We start from the raw sequence: 20,176 nt of genomic DNA, 5'->3' as shown, positions 1-20,176 counted from the left end.
GCTCAGTCAAAAATGCCGGAAAAACAAGTATCGTCGCCCAACAACCAGTCACGCTCCTGCCAGAATTCCCGGGCAAAAGCCTGCACAGATTCTTCCGCAGCCAGATTGCAATCTTCACCCAGCAGGTATTTGGCCAGAGCGCCACGCTGTGCCGCTCGCTGCTGTCCAAAAGAGTCTTCCCCGGCAAGCGGAGTACATATCTGCCCTGCTGCATCAAAAACATTGCCAAAGGCCACTAATCCACCGGGAAGTCCTTTACCGGCAAAATCAAGCCCCATGGCAATTGCCCGCAGGGTTTCCTTGGCCCTGAACGGCGCGAGACAGGCAATATCATTATGGCAGGGGCGGCTTTCAACACAAGGAGCACAGTACTCCACCGCCTGCAGGGTAATATGCCCTGCACCATAGGGGCCGGTTTCATGAACCCATGCCGAAGAAAGAAAACAGGCCAGGACAGGCGTGCCCAAATGGCAAGCCAGATGCATGGTGCCCGTATCAGGAGTCACAAGCAAATCAAGGCCTTGCAGAGCATCTTCAAGGCCAATCCAGTCGGTTTTGCCACACAGGTCCGTACACATCTTTTGCAGAGAATGGGGAGCTTCCCGCAAAAACGCCCGCGCTGCCGGGCGCTCGCTTTTGCTTCCCAGCAACCAGCATTGCCTGGCGCCCACCCCTTGCATGGCAGCTTGAACCAGCGGGACAAGGACATCCATGGGCAAAGAGCGCCTGGCATTGCGCCCAGCCAGAACCACACCGACACCACGCCCCCCTGCGATGGCTAGGGGATTGACGCTTTCGGGTTTGAGCGGGGGGGTATCTCTCCCTACCAGCCATGCCCAGAAATCAACCAGATTCAAGGGACTGGACTGGCGCTGCTTTGTCCAACGGAATGCGAGAGAGGGCCAGAAATCACGCAGGGCCTGCCCCTTTTCCAGTCTGTGACCATGCACGATAGCCGCAGGAAAAAGCTTGGATATAGCTAGGTTGAGTCCCGAATAATTACAATTGTAAACAGCATCCCATTCCAAGGACGCCAGTTCACCCAGGCTGTTTTTGTTCTGTAGAAAGAGAGAATGTACTGCATCTGCCCCCATCGTATGAGAGCCTTGTGCATGGGCATGCACCCCATGAACATGGATTGCAGGATAAATACGTTTGGCCAGCTGTGCGAGGGAGTGATCCACGCAAAGATGCGTTTCGCCCCTTTTTTCCAGAGAGCGAATAAGGCGTTTTGTCTGCAACAAATCACCAAAGCGTGCGAGTTGCACCACGAGTTGGCGCGGCATGGTTCTCTCCTGGCGTACGCCCTCTCCAGCAAAGAGAATCCTGCCTTACGTCACGAATTCTGGAGAATCGGGCGCAACAAACAGCGTACTCCCATAACGTACCGCTCTCTCATGTGTGCGGGATGGGGTAAAAGCAAAGTAGCCTATAGCCATTCTCTGTGCAAGGCGCAGAGCCCTATTTGAGCCCTGCGCCCCTTGTCGCGATGGGTACAGACATTTTGCGTGTTATTTACTGGCAAAATAGGCTGCGAGATCCGCGATTTGTACTTCAGAGTACTTGGCAGCGATGCGGTTCATGATCTTTTGCTCAATACTGCCATCTTTATAGCCCTTCATCTGCGAAATAAACGAATCAGGAGCCATTCCATCAAGATCGTTTTTATGACAAGTGCAAGACTTGCTTAAAGATTTACCATTATCCGCATCACCAGCAGCCATCACGGACCATGAAAACAAAACCATTGTGCACAGTACCAGTGCGACAGCTACAAACCTATGCATTTCTTTCCTCTCTTTAAACTGGCACGACCGGCTCACAGGTTCCCCTGTTGCCGGCCGTACCTATTATATTCTTTCCAGTCGTGCAGCAGCAGAGCTGCAAATCAACGCTGAGGCAAAGCTACGGAGTTACTCACCCGTCTTTTCGTACCATTCGATTTCAAGCTCAATGCTGCGTTTGATGCCTTCAGATTTTACTTTTTCTTCAATCTCAACTTCAAACTTCACCTTATCATCTACAGCCATGCAAACAGAACCGTAGTCATCCTTAATGTGTATCGTACCGTCAGCGATGCCGTCGGCAATACGGTGCAAAGCTACAGCAACATCATAACGCAGACGCATGTCCTTGCTTTCGTACAAAACGTTCTTACTGCTCATGATTTATCTCCTTTGTGCTTGCTAAGGTTCGCAGTCGAATTTTGCTCTATTCATACTTGTCCAACCAATCGGGAAGAGAGCAGATAATTTCCTAAATGAAACTTCAATCTACTATATATACAACAGATTATGTTATGTATCAAGAGTTGGAAAGAATTTGGTAGGAAAAAGACAAACAGGCAACACTTTGTGAGCGTTCAGGTTACTTTTTCGGGCGGTGAAAAAATGGCAGGTAGACTTTGAGCGTTGTACCCTGCTCTTCTGAAGTAGCGTAATCTATGTCTCCACCGTGGGTTGTCGCAATCAGTCTGGCTGAATATGTGCCGAGCCCGGTGCCATAGCGCTTACCCGACGTGGCGTACTTGGTAAAAAAATGAGGTCGGACGGCTTCGGGTATTGCACCCATGTTATGAATGGAAATACACGCCACTGTATCCAGGGGAGAAATATCAACACTGATTGTTTCACCAGGGGGAGAAGCCTGTGCGGCATTCATGAACAAATTAGCAAACATCGAATAACAAAGAAGTTCTTCACAAGAAATAGTGAAGCTGCTTACGTCATCCACCTCTTTGCCTGCAATGCTGAAGACAAGAGACAAATCCTTATGACGTTCAGAGAGAACGGCTTCTTTTGCCGCCTTGCGGATAACGGAAAGCAGGTCCACCTCTTTGGGATCAAAAGAATATGTACCTGTCTCCATCTTGTAGAGGTCAAGAGAGAGATTGATCATGTTAAGCATGCGAACTCCGGACTTTTCCATCTCAGCCAGGACTTCCCGCTGCAGATCAGTCAGGTTGCTGTCTTTCCACAACATGCGCACGCCTAAAATGCAGGAGGTAAGCGGACTTTTCAGATCATGCCTCGTAATGCGCTCCACATCCTCACGCAGGTGTTCCAACTCTTTCTGCTCAGAAATATCGCTGACAAAACCTTCTATATGGTGGGGCTGACCATTGGCGTCACGCAGTAATCGCACATTTCGCGAAGTCCAAAATTCACTGCCATCCTTTCGCCTGGAAAGAACCTCATAATTTGCAAGAGAGCCTTTTTCCAGGAGCGTTGTCACCATCTCGTCCCGGCGAGAAGGCGCCACGTACAATTGACGTCCGATATCCTGAACCTCTTGCAAAACTTCTGCGGGCGACGTGAACCCATACATGGCTGCAAATTGGGGATTCACGCTCAGATAGCGCCCTTCCAATGTGGACTGGTAAATGCCAACCGGAGCATTGGTAAAAATCGAACTGAACTTTTCCTGAGATTCCCGAAAAGCTTTTTCTGCCTTTTTTCGATCGGTGATGTCATCAACCATTCCCAATAGATAGGAGCCCTTGTGCACTGGGTCCTGGAGCACAGTGACATTCAGTTTAGCAGAAAAAATGCTTCCATCTCTTCGGTAGAACTCATTTTCAAAGCTCGCCAGTTCAGGGTTGCTGCGGATGAAATCGATAATTTCCTGGCGACTTTCAGGATGCACAACAAGATCACTGCCTATGTTCGCAATGGTATCCACCACTTCTTGCGAAGTTTCATAGCCGAGCATCGTGGCCAGGGTCTGATTGACTTCAATGAAGCGCCCCGAGTTGGTGGCAGTAAACACCCCTACGGGGGCGTACTGAAATATAGCATGGTACCGCTGCTCTGTCTGGCGGAAGTCCAAACAGGCGCCCTCTGCACTGCCGCCATCCAGAATAAGCAGAACCATGGCGCCTTCTGAAAGCGGCAGCGCCCTAACCAGTATTTCAGGCGGCGCTTCCACCACAGCATTGTGCAGCGAACACTCCAGATATGCATCCCGCAACGTCAGCTTGTTACGAGTTTCAGTCCAAGAGAACGGGCTGAAGTCGAGGGCAGCATGCACATCCTTATCCACAAGACGGACTTCGAATAAGGCACGTCCAGGACCATTAACAGCCAAAATGGCCCCGTTCGCATCCACCGCCATGGCAGGGTGCGGCGTCAACTCCAGCATTATGCGCACAAGCGCTTTATCCATGAACAAGGACTCCCTATAGGGCGAGCATCATGGTGCACCGCCAGCTAGAACTGAATCTATTCGCAAAATAGGATTCGCCTTGATTTTAATACTGATGATATTTTAGATGATTTTGTTGATAAATAGCAAGTGCATTATCACATGAATCCTATTTTGATCACATATTATAATGCAATCTTAATTTGAACTGGCATTCAAAGTAACTCGTCATAACCTTTCTAGGTCGACTTTTAACGTTACCACTTGATATTTAGCGTATGCGAAAGATGTACACACCCATCATTGTATTCAGTGATAGCTCCTGAGCAAAAAGCTAAAACAATCCAGAATCCTCTACCACTATAAAGATAAAGAAATAGATAATTCTTCCCTGTTCTCAGGAAAGAAAACAAGAAATCGCTACCATGGTGTGGCATATTTTTTAATACTTGGGCGACAAAAGAAAGAAAGGAGTCAAAAAAAGATATTTTTACAAATAAGAGGAAAAGGAGAAATGGAGTAGAGAAGTGGGATCAAGCACCCCAACGGTTTTCACGAACATAAATAAGAACGACAGGAGACCCGGGCACGACTTCAGTAATAGTATACATCTGCCAGCCGCGCCCTTCTTCATGCCAGTTCACTTCCTTCCCAGGTTGCATTTCCTCAGGGTCGTAAGGCAACTGGGCAATGAGTTTGCCACTGTTTTCCAGCACAATCTTGGCGTTCAGGTTGTCCATGTGTGTTCCGTAATCCGAGAAATGAAATGTCAGCTCTTATCACCGTCACCGAAAAGCAATTCTTTCGGGTCGTCTTCAAAGGAATAACCTTTATCTTCCATGCATTGTTGAATAAATTCACGGTAGCGGGGACTGAATTGCTCAAACCGCGTCACATACGGGCGTGAGGCCGTCGTGCTATAGGGGTGATTTTGCACGGCGTAATCAGCTTGCACAACGCACATGTTGTAATCAATCTCCCAGAGATACTCCGACTTTTGAGGATGTGAATAACGTGGCGAGCACCCCCATGCGCCCAAAACTACTAAAAGGACACCACACACTGTAACTATACGAAGCGAGCTTTTCATGCTTTCCTCATTGGTTGCACATCCTTGCACGAAAAAATCCTAAAGACGACATAGAAGCAATCGACTTGTCAAAATGCCATCTGGCGGCACTATTGGTCAAGCCTGTGAGATAGAGTGCTTATGCGCCCAACAAAAAAACCCTGAGTCGCTTACGGCCGAACCGCAGGGCTTGATCCCTGGAAGTCATAAAAATATCCAGCTGGTTACGTTTGCGTCGGGCCAGCAAGTCCTCAATGGTATATACGCCATATCCCACAACGTAAACCTTGCGCCCGAAGACCCATCCCTTGCGAAACAAATCCTGTGACACGGCAACAATGCCGGGACGAACGCGACTATTGCTCGCGGTAATGAAGGGGGTTGCATCGGTCTGCCCTACTTCGGCATTGTAGGCGGTGATGGTCAGCACATGGCCTTTTTGCAGGCTCTCAATGAGGTGCTCTTTAATGTTCACCAACCTGCGCAGCCGCAAAAGCGCCTGACGGTCTGTTCTTGTGCTCAGGTAAAGACCTGCAAGAGTACCACGGGAGCCTGCAAATTCAAGCTCCGTATCACTCAATAGGGTCTGCGCCTGTTGCAGTTTTGCCTGGGTCTCAGTGAGGTGTAAATGCTGTATCCAGACCACCAGCACAAGGAGGACCACAACAATTGCGAGTAGAAACCTCAGCATGGCGCTCCTTTTGTGTCCACTACTTGCAATACTCTGTTTCCTCTAAAGAAAAGATTGCGCCAGCCGTGTTAGAAAGACGTATTGATGATATGCGTAAAATGCGCCAGCAGAAATAGCGGCTGCGACCACGGCCTCGGTAACGGAATTCACCAAACGGGGCAAAGCCAGTTTGAATACGCCACAAATAATAATCGATACAAATACTGAAACAAAAAAAGTGAACAACGCGCCAAAAGCACTCACACCAATCTTGAAATACAAGACATACTGGTCTGTTTGTTCCGGATTAAAAAGCTCTTTTGCCAATTTAATATAATAGCGATCCTCAAAGGGACTATACAGGTAGTAACCATAGCAGAGAGCACCAAAAACACAGATATACAGCAAAAAGGCCAGAAATCCTCGACCCATGGATTTACGCTTACTGCCTTGAATAGTGGAATCAATAATATCGGCTTGTTTGCGCAAATACTCGGATATGGTCAGAAAATCATCACGCCCAAGGTCGCTGGGAGAAGTTTCCAGAAAAAAATCCGCCCGTTTGCGCAAGGCAGTGGCAACGTTTTGTATCTTCGACAATTCAGGTTTGTGCATCATACCTCCATCTCTGTACGCCAAACAACAGCGCCAAGGGAAAGCCGCCTGCAAGAAAGAACGCTTTCACGCGGTCATGGACACGCCACATACAACCAGGCACGGTGCAACACGAACAGTTTTCTTATCACGAGTAAAAAAGGTAAACAACCACCGTCTTCTGTACTTTTTGCGCAAAGAATATCGGAATCCTTTTGAATGTGCCGCCCAGCCCCAGGTACTTTCAGAAGCTTGTCCCACAGAGAAAAAAAGTGAATACTGCGGATATGAATCTACAAACAACGCTTATGAAACGGATTCTCGGCTTTTCTCTCCTTATCTCCTTTATAGCGACATTTCAATTTTATTCGTTTTCTTCCGCAGAATCCTGCATGGAATCCGGAGAGCGCAGAATACTCCAACCTTTTGCAGATAAACGAAAGACTCTTGAATTTTATGTAAAAAAAAGCTGTGGCAAATCTGCACGCACGATCCTTGAAATCAATTCACCTATACATTCCCCAGAACGCCAAGAAAAGTGCAGAAACAAAATCCTCGTCGATGTATATATTTCAACATGCATTTATTTCAGAGATGTTGTTTATCCAGAAGCATTTAATCCATGCTGGGATTGGGGACGAGAACATTACGCACACTGTGTGGCGGGCGATGCAGCATGGTTTGGAAAATGATACACCTGCAATAAAGTACCTGACTACCATAACATGGCTCTGTATCACGCCACTCCACAGGCATTGAACATATAGCAAACCTGAAGCATTGCGACTGTACCTACGATATTGAGTGCACAGTATCTACCCCATACAGCCTATAACAGTATTTTATCATATCATGCCCATGAGCTGCTCATTCTGATTGTTTACGGATTCTGACGGGAAATCGACATCGCGCAAAAAAGTACAATGCTTTCACTGATCATTTCTTTGTGGCATTCTTGCAGCATCCCTGCTCACGCAGCAGATGACAAAACCAACTTTCAAAGGATGCTTAAATGGCAAATGGTATGAATTTCGCTCACTTCTGCAAGACACCTCCCCCACCTAATGGCAGCAGTGTCGCCATAATAGGGGCGGGGCCATCCGGCCTTGCTGCAGCGGGCTATCTTTCCTGCCAGGGATACGAAGTCCATGTATACGACAAACTCCCAAAGGCCGGTGGTCTGATGGTCTTTGGCATACCTGGGCACCGCATTCCTGCGGAGCGCATAGCCAAAGGCGTCGCAAAAATGGAGCACCACAATGTACACTTTCACTTGTGTACGAAGATCTGCACTGAAAAACGACTGCATGTGGATACGGGCGACCATTTTACTCTGGACATGGTCAGCCTTGGCGAACTCGTCGAAGAGCATGACGCAGTCATGATCTGCACCGGCACGTGGATGTCCAGAAAGCTGAATGTTCCTGGCGAAGACTTGGAAGGCGTCTACTCCGGTTTGCAATATCTTTTTCCAATCCGCGCCCTCCATTATGCAGTTGAAAGTGTTTCGGCCATAGATGTGAAAGGCAAACACGTTGCCGTAATAGGTGCAGGCCACTCTGCGGTGGATGTTGCCCACAGCGCCGCGGCACAGGGCGCGTCCAAAGTATGGATGCTTTACCGTCGCACCAGATTCGAGGCCCCATGCGGCACTTTTGAAATCGGACAACTGGAAAAAGCCGGTGTGGAGTGGATGGAACTGGTGACTCCGCTGCGCATTCTCGGTGAGAATCACGTACAAGGCATTGAGTTATTGCAATGCCAGTTGGGGGAACCCGACGCTTCAGGGCGACGCTGCCCCCTCCCGGAATCCGGAAGCAAAAAAACGCTTGATCTGGATGTGGTTGTAACAGCCATTGGAGAGATACCCACCGCCCCCTTTGCCAAAGAACTGGGCCTGGAAAATGTACGCAAAGGCGAGGTCCACTGGTTACAGATGACACGACTGGCAGGCGTTTTTGTTGCTGGCGATGCGCTGAGCGGCCCCAGCAAAATTGGCAAGGCTGTGTATAGCGGTCTGCGCGCTGCGCGCGCCCTGGCCGAATGGCTTGATCTGGCAGCCCAAAACCGTGCCCAGGATTATGATTATGAAAAAGACTCCATCAAGCCGGGCGAGTTGCTCTGATCCGGTAAGGTACATACCCCATGTCTAAACGATTGTTTATAGATTACAGCAAGTGCATCGGGTGCGAGACCTGCGAAATGGTTTGCAAGTTCAACCATGGGCAGCCGCGCATCCACATGACGCGCTCCAAAGCCGGTGTCATGATGCCATTGTATTGCCAGCATTGCGATAACCCCCAATGCCAGCGCGTTTGCACCAAGGGCGCAATCACCCGTGACCTTGACGGCGCCCTGTGTCTTGACAGAAGCGCTTGTGCAGACTGTGAACACAAGGAGTGTCTGCAATTTTGCCCGTTTGGCTCCATTTTTTGTACCGGCGACCTGGAACTGCCAGTGGTGAAATGCGACATGTGCGCCGAACGACGCGAGCAAGGACTGGGCCCCGCCTGTGTGGAGATGTGCCCCTGCCAGGCCATATTATATGTAGATCGCGACGCAGTTCCTTCCCTGCAGACACCTGAAGCGGCAGAAGCCTTCAAACGTGTGATGCAACACGTCAAGCCGCCGAAAGACCTGCCGAATCTGCGTAGTGATGCTGACGACAAGAAAAAGAAGTGAAAACGGCGGACAATCGGGCTTCGCCATTGCCAAAAAGTTCGGAGTTCCGTACACCTGGGCTGACGGGCGCGATTCCCGCCCCGCTGATAGCGACACCGAACCACGCAGCACAAGGAGGAGAGCATGCCACTCATCTCGTTGCGACAGCTATTGGACCACGCAGCTGAAAACGGCTACGGCGTCCCAGCGTTCAACGTAAACAACATGGAACAGGTCCACGCCATTATGCTGGCGGCCTCGGAAACCCAAAGCCCTGTGATTTTGCAAAGCTCAGCCGGAGCTCGCAAATACGCTGGTGCTTCATTCATCCGCCACCTTATTTTTGCCGCGCTGGAACAATGGCCGGACATTCCGCTCTGCCTGCACCAGGACCACGGCGCGTCTCCAGCAGTCTGCATGCAGTCCGTCCAATCCGGATTTTCTTCCGTAATGATGGACGGCTCACTGATGTCTGATGCCAAAACCCCTTCCACCTATGAATATAACGTGGAAGTCACCGCCAAGGTGGCTGAACTGGCCCATGCCTGCGGCGTGTCAGTTGAAGGCGAGTTGGGCGTGCTCGGCTCCTTGGAAAGCGGCAAAGCCGGCAAGGAAGACGGCGTTGGTGCGGAAGGCAAATTGAGCCGCGACCAGATGCTGACGGATCCTGAGCAGGCCGCAGACTTTGTAAAGAAGACCAAGGTTGATGCTTTGGCCATCGCCATCGGCACCAGCCATGGCGCATACAAATTCACCCGCCCGCCGACGGGGGAAGTCCTGGCCATCAGCCGCATCAAGGAAATCCATGAACGTATCCCAGACACGCACCTGGTCATGCATGGGTCTTCATCCGTTCCGCAGGACTGGCTGAAAATCATCAACGACTTTGGCGGCGATTTGGGACAGACGTATGGTGTTCCCGTCGAGGAAATCCAACAGGGTATCAAGTTCGGCGTTCGCAAGGTCAACATCGATACCGACCTGCGCATGGCCTCCACTGGCGCCATACGCAAGCATCTGTCTGAAAAACCAAAAGATTTTGACCCCCGCAAATACCTGAAAGACGCCACCATGGCCATGAAGGGCATCTGCCTTTCCCGCTACGAGGCCTTTGGCACAGCAGGTTGGGCTCCCAAGATCAAGGCCATCTGCCTTGAAGACATGGCGGACCGCTACTTAAAGGGTGAGCTCGAGCCCAAGGTCAAATAACTACAGCAACAACAGTAACTATTACCACCCCCGCCTGGCGCGTTTACATATGCTGCCGAGCGGGGGTGGTTGCAGATCATAAGGAATACAAACATGCCTCAGCAGCACAAAGAGCTTCCCGTCATCATCAGCCCTTCCCTGCTTTCTTCCGACTTCTCGCGTCTGGCCGAAGAACTTGAACGGGTCGAAGCCGCGGGTCTTTCATGGATACACTGGGATGTAATGGATGGTCGCTTTGTGCCGAACATCACCTTTGGGGCGCCTGTCATAAAAGCCTGCCGTAAAAAAACAAAACTGTTTTTTGACGTGCACCTCATGATCGAAGAACCAGGGCGCTATATAGGTGAATTCGTCGATGCAGGCGCCGATCTCATCTGTGTTCACGCCGAATCGGAAATACACCTGGAGCGCACTGTCAGCGAAATCCTTCGACTTGGCGCCAAGCCTGCCGTGGCGCTGAATCCGCACACGCCCTTGAACGTGGTGGAATATCTGCTGCCCGAGCTTTATATGGTGCTGGTAATGAGTGTGAACCCCGGCTTTGGCGGGCAAAGCTTCATTCCCTTCAGCATGGACAAGATCCGTAGCCTTTCCAGGATGATACGCCAGCGGGATTTACAAACCCTGATACAAGTGGATGGCGGTGTGACTCCGGACAACACGCACGCCTTGGTGGAAGCTGGCGCAGATGTGCTTGTTTCAGGCTCGGCCTTCTTCAACTACCCCCCACTGGATGCACGGCACGAAACATTCCTGAAAGCCGCAGCGGGAGAATAGCAGCCAGGCAACGCTCTACTCCAGCAACGCCCATAGCGTTGAAAGATTCATGCGGTCAAAGGCCCCTTCCTTGTCCTTTGGGGTCTCCAAGACCATGGGAACACCAGCCAGGCGTGTATCCTGCAATAGCAGTCTGAAGGGCTCCACCCCCATCTCGCCCTTGCCGATGTGTTCGTGGCGATCTTTACGACTGGCAAAAGGGTTCTTGCTGTCGTTCAGATGCAACAAGCCTATGCGCTCAATCCCCACCAGAGAATTGAAGGCATCCATTGTGGTTGCGTAGGCTTCCGGGGTCCGCAAATCATACCCCGCGCAAAAAGCATGACATGTATCCAGACAGACTCCCAGGTGCTCAGGATACCCGCTTTGTTCAATTATCCAGGCGAGTTCATGAAAATCGGCCCCCAATGAACTGCCCATGCCGGCTGTCGTTTCCAAAAGAATGCGTACATTAGCGCCCTGCAAATCGCCCTCTTCTTCCGCAAGAGCTATGGCGCCATCCAATGCCTGTACATAGCGTTCAAGCCCTGCTTCACGCGCCTTATCTCCCTTGCCCTTGAAATTTCCTGGATGCGTTACCACCAATTCCACACCAAGGGCGCTACAGCGAGCAAGCTCCCCGGCAAAAGCCTGCATGGAACGTTTTCGGGCGGCATCTTCAGGCGAAGCAAGATTGATAAGGTAACTGTCGTGGGAAGCAACTGGATAGCTGCCCCAATCAGCCCGCGCAGCCTTAAAATCTTCGATTTCTTTTGATTCAAGCGGCGGCGTTTGCCATTGTCGCTGATTCCGCGTGAAGATCTGCAGCGCAGTGCCCTTTAAGGCAGCAATGCGCTCCACTGCTTTATGCAACCCACCTGCCGTAGAACAATGAGCGCCAATATATCTCTCTGCAACCATTCCAAAATCACTCTTTTATGTAGCGGACCCAGTAGCGGCTTTCATTCTTGCTATGCTCACCCGTACTCCCATCAGCAGACTGGCTCCAGCTGCAAAACCTTACCCGCACAGGTAAATACAGAGAATCAATACGCAACTCGTGTGCGTAATTATGCGGAATTTTCTCACGCTTGCGGCTTGCAATGCCATCGCAGACTTCTTGCCAGTTGCTCTCGAAAACAGGTGTGTGCACTTCTCCTTGGGCATCCTGTACCAATTCAATGTGCACACCGCACCCTTTTTTTTGTGAATCAACAAGAACCCACGTATTCAGTTCACGAAGATCGAACACCGACTCACTGATATATACCACACGCTCGACACCATGACTCATGTCGTGTTCTCCCGCTGCCAGCGAGAAACGTATGCGGCAACATCAAATTTGCGGCGGCAACCATTACTGTTCATATATCGAATTTTACCGTACACGGGGCGCTCCTTCCACGGGCGGTCATGCAAACCTCCAATGGACCACAACACACCCACGTATCCGTTGGGATCACGTCCGTCCAACTGGTAGCGATCATTCAGCAATATGGCTATTTCTACGGCTTTTTCGGGGCTTTCGCTCCACTCCAGTATCTTTTTGGCCCAATACATGCGCATGTACCCGTGCATGCTCCCGCTTTGCAGCAACTCCTGTTGTGCAGCATTCCATAATACGCTGTGTGTGGCAGCTGCCTCAAACTCCTCAAAATCATACACATAGGGGCGCTGGTCCCCTGCATGTTCATCCAAGGTACGTTGCGCCCAGGCAGAGCACCCCTCCAGATTGTCATAACTTTCCTGATGCAGGCAGAAATTATCGGACAGCTCACGCCTTACAACCATCTCTTCCAGCCAGGCCTGGACATTTTCATCCTCACGACCATACCGTTCCAATACAGCCAATGCGGCTCTGTGAGGTGAAAGCTGTCCAAAATGAAAATAGGGCGACAATCGGGAGACAACGCCGCCATTGGGATCGTTTCGCCGTGCAGCGTAATTGGGAAGGCGTTCATCAATAAACGCATCCAAAGCCTTCGCAGCAGCTCCCCCCCCTGGTGCACACCACTTCACCGCGGCGGGGCCACTGGCTGTGAATTCTCTAAGCAATTCTTCCCAATTGATTTGCGGCGGCTCATGCCGCAAAGGGTACGGGTGTTCATGCAGTTCGGGGTAAGGCTCGAGATATTCGGCAAATCGTTTGGAAATCTTAGGGCGCAAGGTCCGTGCCCCAACTTCCTGCTTGCCGGATATCTTACGACAGGGTGCAATATTATGTCCGTCAATCTCAATCAAAAGGCGGTCACTCAGCCGAGCGACCTGCTGTTGCCACTGCTGCTTGATGCGCAAAGGATCAAAATCCTTAATAATGGCATGGGCATCAAGTTGCTCGGCAAGCCCGGCTACAGCTTGTTCCGGCTCACCTCGTAACAGAAAAAAAGGAATCCCCAGAGATGCAAGATTCTGTGAAGTCTCGCGTAACCCTCGGAGCATGAAATCATACTGACGAGCCCCTGCGTGTAAAAAGGCGTCAGCAAGGCAAAAGACACAGGCCAATGGCCGCTCTTGTGCGCGAGCAAGTTCTTGAGCATAGAGCAAGGGCCAGTTGTCAGCAGCGCGTTGCTCCCTGCTCATCCAGTAAAGCACCGCTCCTTTGCCTTGCTTCCCATGGTGCAGCACATACACCCGATCTGCATGGATTTTTTCGACCTCGTAAGACTGTGAACTCATATAATATGCACCACTTTATATACTTACAGATTGTATCTGATGATAGTGTCACACCTGCAGAAATAATTCCAGTTCTTTTGATTTTCTGGAGCAGCATCGGCTACGGCATTCCTATTTTACTGAAGCGTTATTGCTACATAGAATACTGTTTGCACACCAACTACCCGTAATATGCCCGTTGCTGCCCCTTCAGCTTTTCATGAGATTCCGCCAGAATGGGAAGCATACCGTATTAAAGTAGTTCTTGAACATTCTGTAAAACTATCGCATATTATACCAAAATGACTAATATACTCAAAGAAGAACACAATTGTTGGAAAATATCTCATGCTCGGCGCTTTTCAGTGCTCGTGGATGCGGGGTCTTATTTTTCAGCCCTTTACAGCTCACTGTTACAGGCCAGGCACTGCACCCTGCTGTGTGGCTGGGACTTTCACAGTCGTACCGCTCTTTTGCGCGATGAAAACGACCCCATCGAAAGCAGCCGTTTGCGTAAAGTTCTGGACAGAGCCGCAAAACAATCCCCGGATTTGCAAACGTATGTGCTCGCCTGGGACTATGCCATGCTCTATGCCCTGGAGCGAGAACCCCTTTCTGTGTTCAATTTTGCCTGGCGCTCGCACTCCAGGGTGCACTTCACCATGGATGGGCAACACCCCATCGGGGCATCGCATCACCAGAAAATTGCCGCCTTGGATGACTGTATCGGCTACACGGGAGGGGTAGACATTACCCAGCGCCGTTGGGATATGCCGGAGCACAAGATCAAAGATCCCAGAAGGACAGACCCATCTGGCTCGAAATACGCCCCTTTCCATGATTTACAAGCAGTTGTAGAAGGCGAACCCGCCTATTGGCTTGCCCAATTTATCCGGCAACGCTGGCATAGTGCAACAGGCAAGGAAGTGGCGCCCCCACCCCCTGATATGGAAAGTATCGACTGGAAGCAATCGCCATGGCCTGAGGATGTGGCGGCCGACCTGACAGACGTCAAGGTCGCCGTAGCCAGGACCATGCCTCGTTTCAAGCAACGTTCTTCAGTTAAAGAAATCGAACAGTTATATCTGGACGCCATAGCTTCGTCCAAAAAAACAATATACATAGAAAACCAATATCTTGCCGCCCAGAAAGTCGTGGATGCGCTGGCCACCAGGCTCGCTGGAGATGCACCTCCTGAAGTTGTCATCCTGTTGCCCCTGCACTGTACTGGCTGGCTGGAAGAACAGGTCATGGATTCTTTGCGCATCCATGCCTACAAAACCCTGCGAGAAGCGGACAAACATGACCGATGCCGGCTGTTTCACCCTGCTGCCGATCCTGCAGGGGAACACCCGATCAAAGTCCATTCAAAGTGTATGATCGTGGACGATGCCTTCATTACTCTGGGATCAGCGAATTTGAGTAACCGCTCCATGGGGCTGGATACTGAATGCAACCTAGCTGTGGAGACAAAAAAAGCCACTTCTCAAAAGGGAATAGCAAACATCAGGGAAAGATTGCTGGCAGACCACCTGGGCGCCGACCAGGCACACGTGAGAGCTGCCATGGCGGAACACGGCTCCTTGTTGCAGCTCATCGACGCCGATCACGGGGGCGGGAACAGCCTTGTCCCCCTTGAAAAACATCTTGAAACGACATCCAACGACATTCCCATCGATATGGTGCGCTCACTTGATCCGGAAGACCCCGTCACACTCGATACGTTTCTCGATCAAATCATCGAGACACCGCAGTTTCTGAAGCAAGGCAAAGTACAGCTTACCTTTGCCACGCTCATAATACTGGGGATCGGTGCTCTTGCCTTCTGGCGCTTATCTCCCTGGGGAGGGGCGGATATGGTCTTTTTTCTGGACCAGACCGCCATGCACCTGCGTGAATGGTCCTTGGCGCCATATCTTGTAATTGGAGCCTATGCCCTGGCTGGCATTCTGCCACTGCCCCTCGTCCTCCTGACAGCCATAACAACTTTGATATATGCGCCTGCCCCCTGCTTTTTATACATTGCAATAGGCACTCTCCTTGGCGCTTCCCTTGGCTATATTACAGGGCACTTTCTCGGTAAAAAAACAATCAGACGCATAGTGGGGTCGGGACTCAACAATCTGAGTCGCCACCTGGCCAGAGGCGGATTCATACCTGTTCTGCTTTCCAGACTCGTACCGCTCATGCCCTTCAATATGGTCAATCTCGTTGCCGGTGCATCGAGAGTGCATTACTGGCAGTTCATTCTAGGCACAGCCGCAGGCCTTGCGCCCGTACTGGTGGCCTTTTGCGTAATTGTAGAAGGACTCCGGGAAATGCTCCTTGCTCCATCCTGGCTAACCACCACATTTTTGCTGGGGAGTGGTAGCGCCATTCTTTTTGCATTGTCATTGCTCAAACGCCGGCTGGAGCCATATAAACCAGATGCTGCAATGCAAAAGGAAGATTCTGAGTAATGCCTCGTTTACGACTGGGCACCTGGAACCTCCACAGCTGGGTAGGCGCAGGCGGGAAACGACAGCCCCAACGCGCAATGCGGGTACTGGGGGGCATGGACCCGGACGTGCTTGCCCTTCAAGAAGCCAGCATGCCAACCTTGAATGAATACGCCCCTGCCAAGGAATTCCTCGAAAAACACACAGGGCTATATGCCGGCATCGGCTTTACCCTTGTCCGTGAGGACGCTCACTTCGGCAACGCACTGCTTTCAAAATTACCGTATAAGGAATTACGAAACCACGATATCAGCTACAGCGGGCGCGAACCCCGCGGTGTCATAGAGGCAGTCATCGAAACGGGCGGCGCAACCGTTCAGATAATGGCAACACACCTGGGGCTGCGTTCCCGTGAGCGTCTCCGGCAGGCAGAGACAATTCTGGACCTGGCCCAGCCCAAGACGTTTGATTGCATCATTCTCATGGGTGATTTCAATGAATGGCACCCTGCAAGTAAGGCCATGCAAAGGTTGCGCACCGTTTTTGCCACACCGGCTACGCCACGGACATTCCCCGCCCGCCTGCCCTTGCTGGCCCTGGATCGCATCCTCGCCACCCCCAACGGGGTGCTGCAAAATGTCGCTGTGTTCAAAGACCACGATGCCCGGCTTGCTTCCGACCACTTGCCCCTGGTGGCAGAATTGGCAATCGGCCAATAATCCCCTGTCTGGGCAAGCTCTTTTCTTTTTTTTAAAAAAAAGGAACAAAGGCCAACCAGGCAGTGGCATCAAAAGAGAGGAGACCTGGAAAGTGTGCCTGCCTGCGCCTCTAGCGTGCAATGCAAGCAAACAAAAAAAGGGCATTGCCAGCGCTTGCAATGAAACCGCTGCAACACCCTTTTATATCTAATGGATTACATAAAGTCGGGATCGATACTGGCCTTGCCGTTCAGCAGCATGATCTTGAGGTATTGTACGGTGCGCTCGTCCACCGGAACAATGGGGAAGTGCCCTTTGCAGGCATCACATTGGGCCATTGAAGGCTGCGTGGGGCTGATTATCGGCACTTGCCGTTCGCAAAACGGGCACAAATAAAGATATATAAGTTCCATCCCGGAGGGGCGCACGGGCATAATAGGCTTGTTCTTGTCCTGCATCCTCATCTACTCCGCCAGAAGACTCTGGCCGGTCATTGGTTGCGGCAAATCCTTGCCCCATAGTTGCAAAATGGTGGGGGCGATATCCCCCAACTTTCCTTCCTTGCGAAGGACGCCGTCCTTTTTTCCTTCGTACTGCGCATCCACCAGCACCAGGGGAACCGGATTCTTGCTATGCGCCGTCTGGGGCTCGCCATTCTTGTCCAGCATTTCCTCGGCATTGCCATGGTCCGCAGTCAGCAGCACGCGCCCCCCGGATTCAAGCACCGTGTCCACCAGCCGTTTCACGCAGGAGTCCACGGTCTTGCAGGCCTTGATTGCCGCGTCAATAAACCCCGTGTGCCCTACCATGTCGAGGTTGGCCAGGTTGCAGACAACCAGAGAGTACCGCCCGGATTCCCACTGCTCAAGACAACGGTCTGTAACCTCAAGGGCGCTCATCTCCGGCTTTTGATCATAGGTCGCCACTTCTCGGGGCGAAGGAATGAGCACCCGCTCTTCTTTCTCAAAGGGCTCCTCGCGACCACAGTTGAAGAAGTAGGTCACGTGGGCATACTTCTCGGTCTCGGCTATGCGTAGCTGTTCCAACCCGAGAGCGGCAACGGCTTCGCCCAGAGTGCCTGCATAATCTTCCGGAGAAAATGCCACAGGCAGTCCAAATGAGCTTTCGTATTCCGTCATTGTGGCAAATCCGGCCAGATTGGGCCTGACTTCCCGCGTAAAATGGGGAAAATCTTCCTCAAAAAAAGCCCGGCTGATCTGACGTGCCCGGTCTGCGCGAAAATTGAAGAAAAACAGTCCGTCGCCATCCTGGATGGGGCCGACAGGCGTACCGCCTTCATCCACAATAACACGCGGTTTGACGAACTCGTCATTTTCACCGGCATCATACCCCTGCTGCACGGCCTGCACTGCATCCGGAGCGTGCTCACCGCACCCCAAAGTGAGGGCATGGTAGGCGAGTTCATTGCGCTCCCAGCGTTTGTCGCGATCCATGGCGTAGTAACGTCCCACTACGGTGGCGATGCGGCCATACCCTATCTTGTCCAGGTGGTCCTGCAGTTCCTGCACATAGCCCTTTCCACTGCGCGGCGGCGTATCGCGCCCGTCCAGAAAGGCATGGATGACAGCGGCAACACCGTGAGCCTTGGCTATTTCAAGCAACGCATGAAGATGCTGGACGTGGCTGTGCACACCTCCGTCGGAAATCAGCCCCATAAAGTGCAGGCGCCCCCCCGCTTGTTTTGTTTTTTCAACAAGATCAAGGAGCACAGCATTTTCTTTCAAGGAACCATCTTCGATGGCCATATCTATGCGCGTCATATCCTGATAGATGATGCGCCCTGCACCGATGTTCATGTGCCCTACTTCAGAGTTGCCCATAAACCCGTCAGGCAACCCCACGGCTCTGCCGCTGCAGAGCAGGCTGGTTTCAGGAAATCGGCTGCATATATCCTGCAAGTTCTCTGGTTTGGCCAGAGTGACTGCATTGCCCGGCCCTTCTGGCGCTTTTCCCCAGCCATCGAGGATCAGCAGCATGGTCGGTGTTGGCTTACTCATGAAACGTCGCCCTCCTCATCCTCATCCATGTAGTGGGACTCGTCTTCAGAAGCGTTGGAGTCCGGAGAAGGCGACAGTCCACTCGCGGAATCCTCCGGCTGAAAAAAAACGGGCGCCTGGGCCCAAAGTCCCTCGAGATTGAAGTACCCCCGGACATCCCGCTGGAAAATGTGCACGACCACGTCGTTCATATCCACCAGGACCCATTGCCCCGTCTTGTAGCCTTCTATACCCAACACTTCGTCTTTACGCTCGGAGGCGCATTTCATGAGTGCATCCGCCAATGCCTGGGAATGGCGGACATTGCGGGCTGTGGCCACCAGCATGGCTTCACTTGTGGAGCTAAGACCCTGGAGATCCAGGCCTAAAATGTCGGAAGCCTGTTTTTCTTCCAGGCATCCGGCGTAAAAGTGGGCCTTCTCCAAAGGATTTTCCTGATTCTTTTCGATGTCGTTATTCATTTGCTTCTTGTTTTTTACCCGGCAAATGCACGCTTCATGCGTACTGCGCCAGAATTATATCTTTCAAGCTTCGTTTTGGCACTTTGTGAACGTCTTTGTCATCACGATAATACTTTATGGAGCCCTCTTCACCAAGGGGTTCAATCTCCGCACGCTCTGCAGGGCGGCCCAAGGCAAGCACCAGGAGAATCCGCATATTGGGCGGCAGGTCCAGGACAGCATTAAGATTTTCACGATTGACAGAGCCTAGAATACAACCGCCCAAACCCAGTTCCGTAGCACCTAGCATGATAGTCTGCGCTGCGATACCCTGGTCGCAGATAACCTTGTCGGTTATACTTTCGTCCAGACAAATCACAATATATGCAGCAGGGCGTTCGCCCTCTTTGGGACCAGGCCATTTAGCCAAATAAGCCGCCCATCCCAGACTTTGAAATATTGCGGCATTCTTTTCTTTCTCACAGCACAAAACATATTTGAGCGGCTGAAAGTTTGCGGCCGATGCAGTGCAGCGAGCAAGGTCCACAAGAGATTCAAGCGTCTCCATGGGAACAGGTTCATCTTCCAAAAAGCGTCGGTAGCTGCGCGTTTTAAGCACCAGGTCGCGAAAATTCATTGAATACCCTCCTGGCAAAAAGTCCCCAGGGGCAAAAACGGTTAAAAAAAGGTAAAGCATCCATTTGCCATGCCATACCCGGCCATTTCGTGGTCATACTCATAAAGCAATCACCGCATCCTTGCAATGCAGCCACCACATACAATACAGATTTCCAAACTGCTGTTTTCCCCTCCTAAAAACCAAGA

General features: G+C 51.4%; 22 protein-coding genes. 7 read left to right on the top strand and 15 right to left on the bottom strand.

What is annotated here, in order from left to right:
• Window positions 1–2: 2 nt before the first annotated feature.
• The 8 genes from ACZ5EH_RS18385 to ACZ5EH_RS18350 form a co-directional block, all read right to left on the bottom strand.
• Window positions 3–1,286, bottom strand: a complete 1,284-nt coding sequence (locus ACZ5EH_RS18385; RefSeq protein WP_464275336.1) for a glycosyltransferase family 9 protein — start codon at window positions 1,284–1,286, stop codon at window positions 3–5.
• Between the two features lie 225 nt (window positions 1,287–1,511).
• On the bottom strand, window positions 1,512–1,787 hold the full coding sequence (locus tag ACZ5EH_RS18380) for a c-type cytochrome (RefSeq protein WP_464275335.1): 276 nt from the start codon (window positions 1,785–1,787) through the stop codon (window positions 1,512–1,514).
• Window positions 1,788–1,913: 126 nt separating this feature from the next.
• Window positions 1,914–2,165, bottom strand: coding sequence for an amphi-Trp domain-containing protein (locus ACZ5EH_RS18375; RefSeq protein ID WP_464275334.1), 252 nt, complete (start codon window positions 2,163–2,165; stop codon window positions 1,914–1,916).
• Window positions 2,166–2,367: 202 nt separating this feature from the next.
• On the bottom strand, window positions 2,368–4,164 hold the full coding sequence (locus tag ACZ5EH_RS18370) for a PAS domain S-box protein (protein WP_464275333.1): 1,797 nt from the start codon (window positions 4,162–4,164) through the stop codon (window positions 2,368–2,370).
• Between the two features lie 512 nt (window positions 4,165–4,676).
• Window positions 4,677–4,883, bottom strand: coding sequence for a hypothetical protein (locus ACZ5EH_RS18365; protein ID WP_464275332.1), 207 nt, complete (start codon window positions 4,881–4,883; stop codon window positions 4,677–4,679).
• A 29-nt stretch (window positions 4,884–4,912) separates the two neighbouring features.
• Window positions 4,913–5,233: a hypothetical protein gene (locus ACZ5EH_RS18360; protein ID WP_464275331.1), complete on the bottom strand. Its 321-nt coding sequence runs from the start codon at window positions 5,231–5,233 to the stop codon at window positions 4,913–4,915.
• 118 nt (window positions 5,234–5,351) lie between these two features.
• On the bottom strand, window positions 5,352–5,903 hold the full coding sequence (locus tag ACZ5EH_RS18355) for a 3D domain-containing protein (RefSeq protein WP_464275330.1): 552 nt from the start codon (window positions 5,901–5,903) through the stop codon (window positions 5,352–5,354).
• Window positions 5,904–5,945: 42 nt separating this feature from the next.
• A complete protein-coding gene (locus ACZ5EH_RS18350) occupies window positions 5,946–6,500 on the bottom strand; it encodes a hypothetical protein (RefSeq protein ID WP_464275329.1) in 555 nt (184 codons plus the stop codon).
• A 248-nt stretch (window positions 6,501–6,748) separates the two neighbouring features.
• On the opposite strand from ACZ5EH_RS18350, the gene ACZ5EH_RS18345 reads away from it, so the two are divergent.
• The 5 genes from ACZ5EH_RS18345 to rpe all read left to right on the top strand — a co-directional run bounded on the left by ACZ5EH_RS18345 (window position 6,749) and on the right by rpe (window position 11,123).
• Window positions 6,749–7,168 carry a hypothetical protein gene (locus ACZ5EH_RS18345; RefSeq protein ID WP_464275328.1) on the top strand — a complete coding sequence of 140 codons (420 nt, stop codon included), beginning with the start codon at window positions 6,749–6,751 and terminating at the stop codon, window positions 7,166–7,168.
• Between the two features lie 320 nt (window positions 7,169–7,488).
• On the top strand, window positions 7,489–8,601 hold the full coding sequence (locus ACZ5EH_RS18340; protein ID WP_464275327.1) for an FAD-dependent oxidoreductase: 1,113 nt from the start codon (window positions 7,489–7,491) through the stop codon (window positions 8,599–8,601).
• A 20-nt stretch (window positions 8,602–8,621) separates the two neighbouring features.
• Entirely contained in the window at window positions 8,622–9,158 is a 537-nt protein-coding gene (locus tag ACZ5EH_RS18335) for a 4Fe-4S dicluster domain-containing protein (RefSeq protein ID WP_464275326.1), read from the top strand.
• Between the two features lie 123 nt (window positions 9,159–9,281).
• Window positions 9,282–10,346 (top strand): class II fructose-bisphosphate aldolase, encoded by a 1,065-nt coding sequence (gene fba, locus ACZ5EH_RS18330; protein ID WP_464275325.1) that lies wholly within the window; start codon window positions 9,282–9,284, stop codon window positions 10,344–10,346.
• Between the two features lie 93 nt (window positions 10,347–10,439).
• Window positions 10,440–11,123 carry a ribulose-phosphate 3-epimerase gene (gene rpe / locus ACZ5EH_RS18325; RefSeq protein WP_464275324.1) on the top strand — a complete coding sequence of 228 codons (684 nt, stop codon included), beginning with the start codon at window positions 10,440–10,442 and terminating at the stop codon, window positions 11,121–11,123.
• A 15-nt stretch (window positions 11,124–11,138) separates the two neighbouring features.
• Here the strand turns inward: rpe and ACZ5EH_RS18320 are convergent, their stop codons facing one another.
• The 3 genes from ACZ5EH_RS18320 to phrB are packed head-to-tail and all read right to left on the bottom strand — an operon-like array spanning window position 11,139 to window position 13,778.
• Window positions 11,139–12,023: a deoxyribonuclease IV gene (locus ACZ5EH_RS18320; RefSeq protein WP_464275323.1), complete on the bottom strand. Its 885-nt coding sequence runs from the start codon at window positions 12,021–12,023 to the stop codon at window positions 11,139–11,141.
• Between the two features lie 7 nt (window positions 12,024–12,030).
• The gene (locus ACZ5EH_RS18315; RefSeq protein WP_464275322.1) at window positions 12,031–12,396 is read right to left on the bottom strand and encodes a hypothetical protein; all 366 of its coding nucleotides are present in this window, start codon (window positions 12,394–12,396) and stop codon (window positions 12,031–12,033) included.
• The gene (phrB, locus tag ACZ5EH_RS18310; protein ID WP_464275321.1) at window positions 12,393–13,778 is read right to left on the bottom strand and encodes a deoxyribodipyrimidine photo-lyase; all 1,386 of its coding nucleotides are present in this window, start codon (window positions 13,776–13,778) and stop codon (window positions 12,393–12,395) included. The genes ACZ5EH_RS18315 and phrB overlap by 4 nt, the downstream gene beginning before the upstream one ends.
• Before the next feature lie 344 nt (window positions 13,779–14,122).
• On the opposite strand from phrB, the gene ACZ5EH_RS18305 reads away from it, so the two are divergent.
• Together ACZ5EH_RS18305 and ACZ5EH_RS18300 are read left to right on the top strand one after the other, a co-directional pair.
• On the top strand, window positions 14,123–16,216 hold the full coding sequence (locus ACZ5EH_RS18305) for a VTT domain-containing protein (protein ID WP_464275320.1): 2,094 nt from the start codon (window positions 14,123–14,125) through the stop codon (window positions 16,214–16,216).
• Window positions 16,216–16,914, top strand: coding sequence for an endonuclease/exonuclease/phosphatase family protein (locus ACZ5EH_RS18300; RefSeq protein WP_464275319.1), 699 nt, complete (start codon window positions 16,216–16,218; stop codon window positions 16,912–16,914). Before ACZ5EH_RS18305 ends, ACZ5EH_RS18300 begins: the two co-directional genes overlap by 1 nt.
• A 194-nt stretch (window positions 16,915–17,108) precedes the next feature.
• Here ACZ5EH_RS18300 and ACZ5EH_RS18295 read toward each other — a convergent pair whose 3' ends face one another.
• The 4 genes from ACZ5EH_RS18295 to ACZ5EH_RS18280 are packed head-to-tail and all read right to left on the bottom strand — an operon-like array spanning window position 17,109 to window position 19,988.
• Window positions 17,109–17,351, bottom strand: a complete 243-nt coding sequence (locus tag ACZ5EH_RS18295; RefSeq protein ID WP_464275318.1) for a hypothetical protein — start codon at window positions 17,349–17,351, stop codon at window positions 17,109–17,111.
• Window positions 17,352–17,357: 6 nt separating this feature from the next.
• Entirely contained in the window at window positions 17,358–18,911 is a 1,554-nt protein-coding gene (gene gpmI, locus ACZ5EH_RS18290) for a 2,3-bisphosphoglycerate-independent phosphoglycerate mutase (protein WP_464275317.1), read from the bottom strand.
• The gene (gene rsfS / locus ACZ5EH_RS18285; protein ID WP_464275316.1) at window positions 18,908–19,372 is read right to left on the bottom strand and encodes a ribosome silencing factor; all 465 of its coding nucleotides are present in this window, start codon (window positions 19,370–19,372) and stop codon (window positions 18,908–18,910) included. Before rsfS ends, gpmI begins: the two co-directional genes overlap by 4 nt.
• Window positions 19,373–19,406: 34 nt before the next feature.
• Window positions 19,407–19,988: a nitroreductase family protein gene (locus tag ACZ5EH_RS18280; RefSeq protein WP_464275315.1), complete on the bottom strand. Its 582-nt coding sequence runs from the start codon at window positions 19,986–19,988 to the stop codon at window positions 19,407–19,409.
• Between the last annotated feature and the right edge of the window lie 188 nt (window positions 19,989–20,176).

It is taken from the genome of Desulfovibrio biadhensis (genome assembly GCF_055388615.1).
The sequence above is the reverse complement of the archived record's forward strand: the minus strand, read 5'-3'. Positions and strand labels throughout refer to the sequence as shown.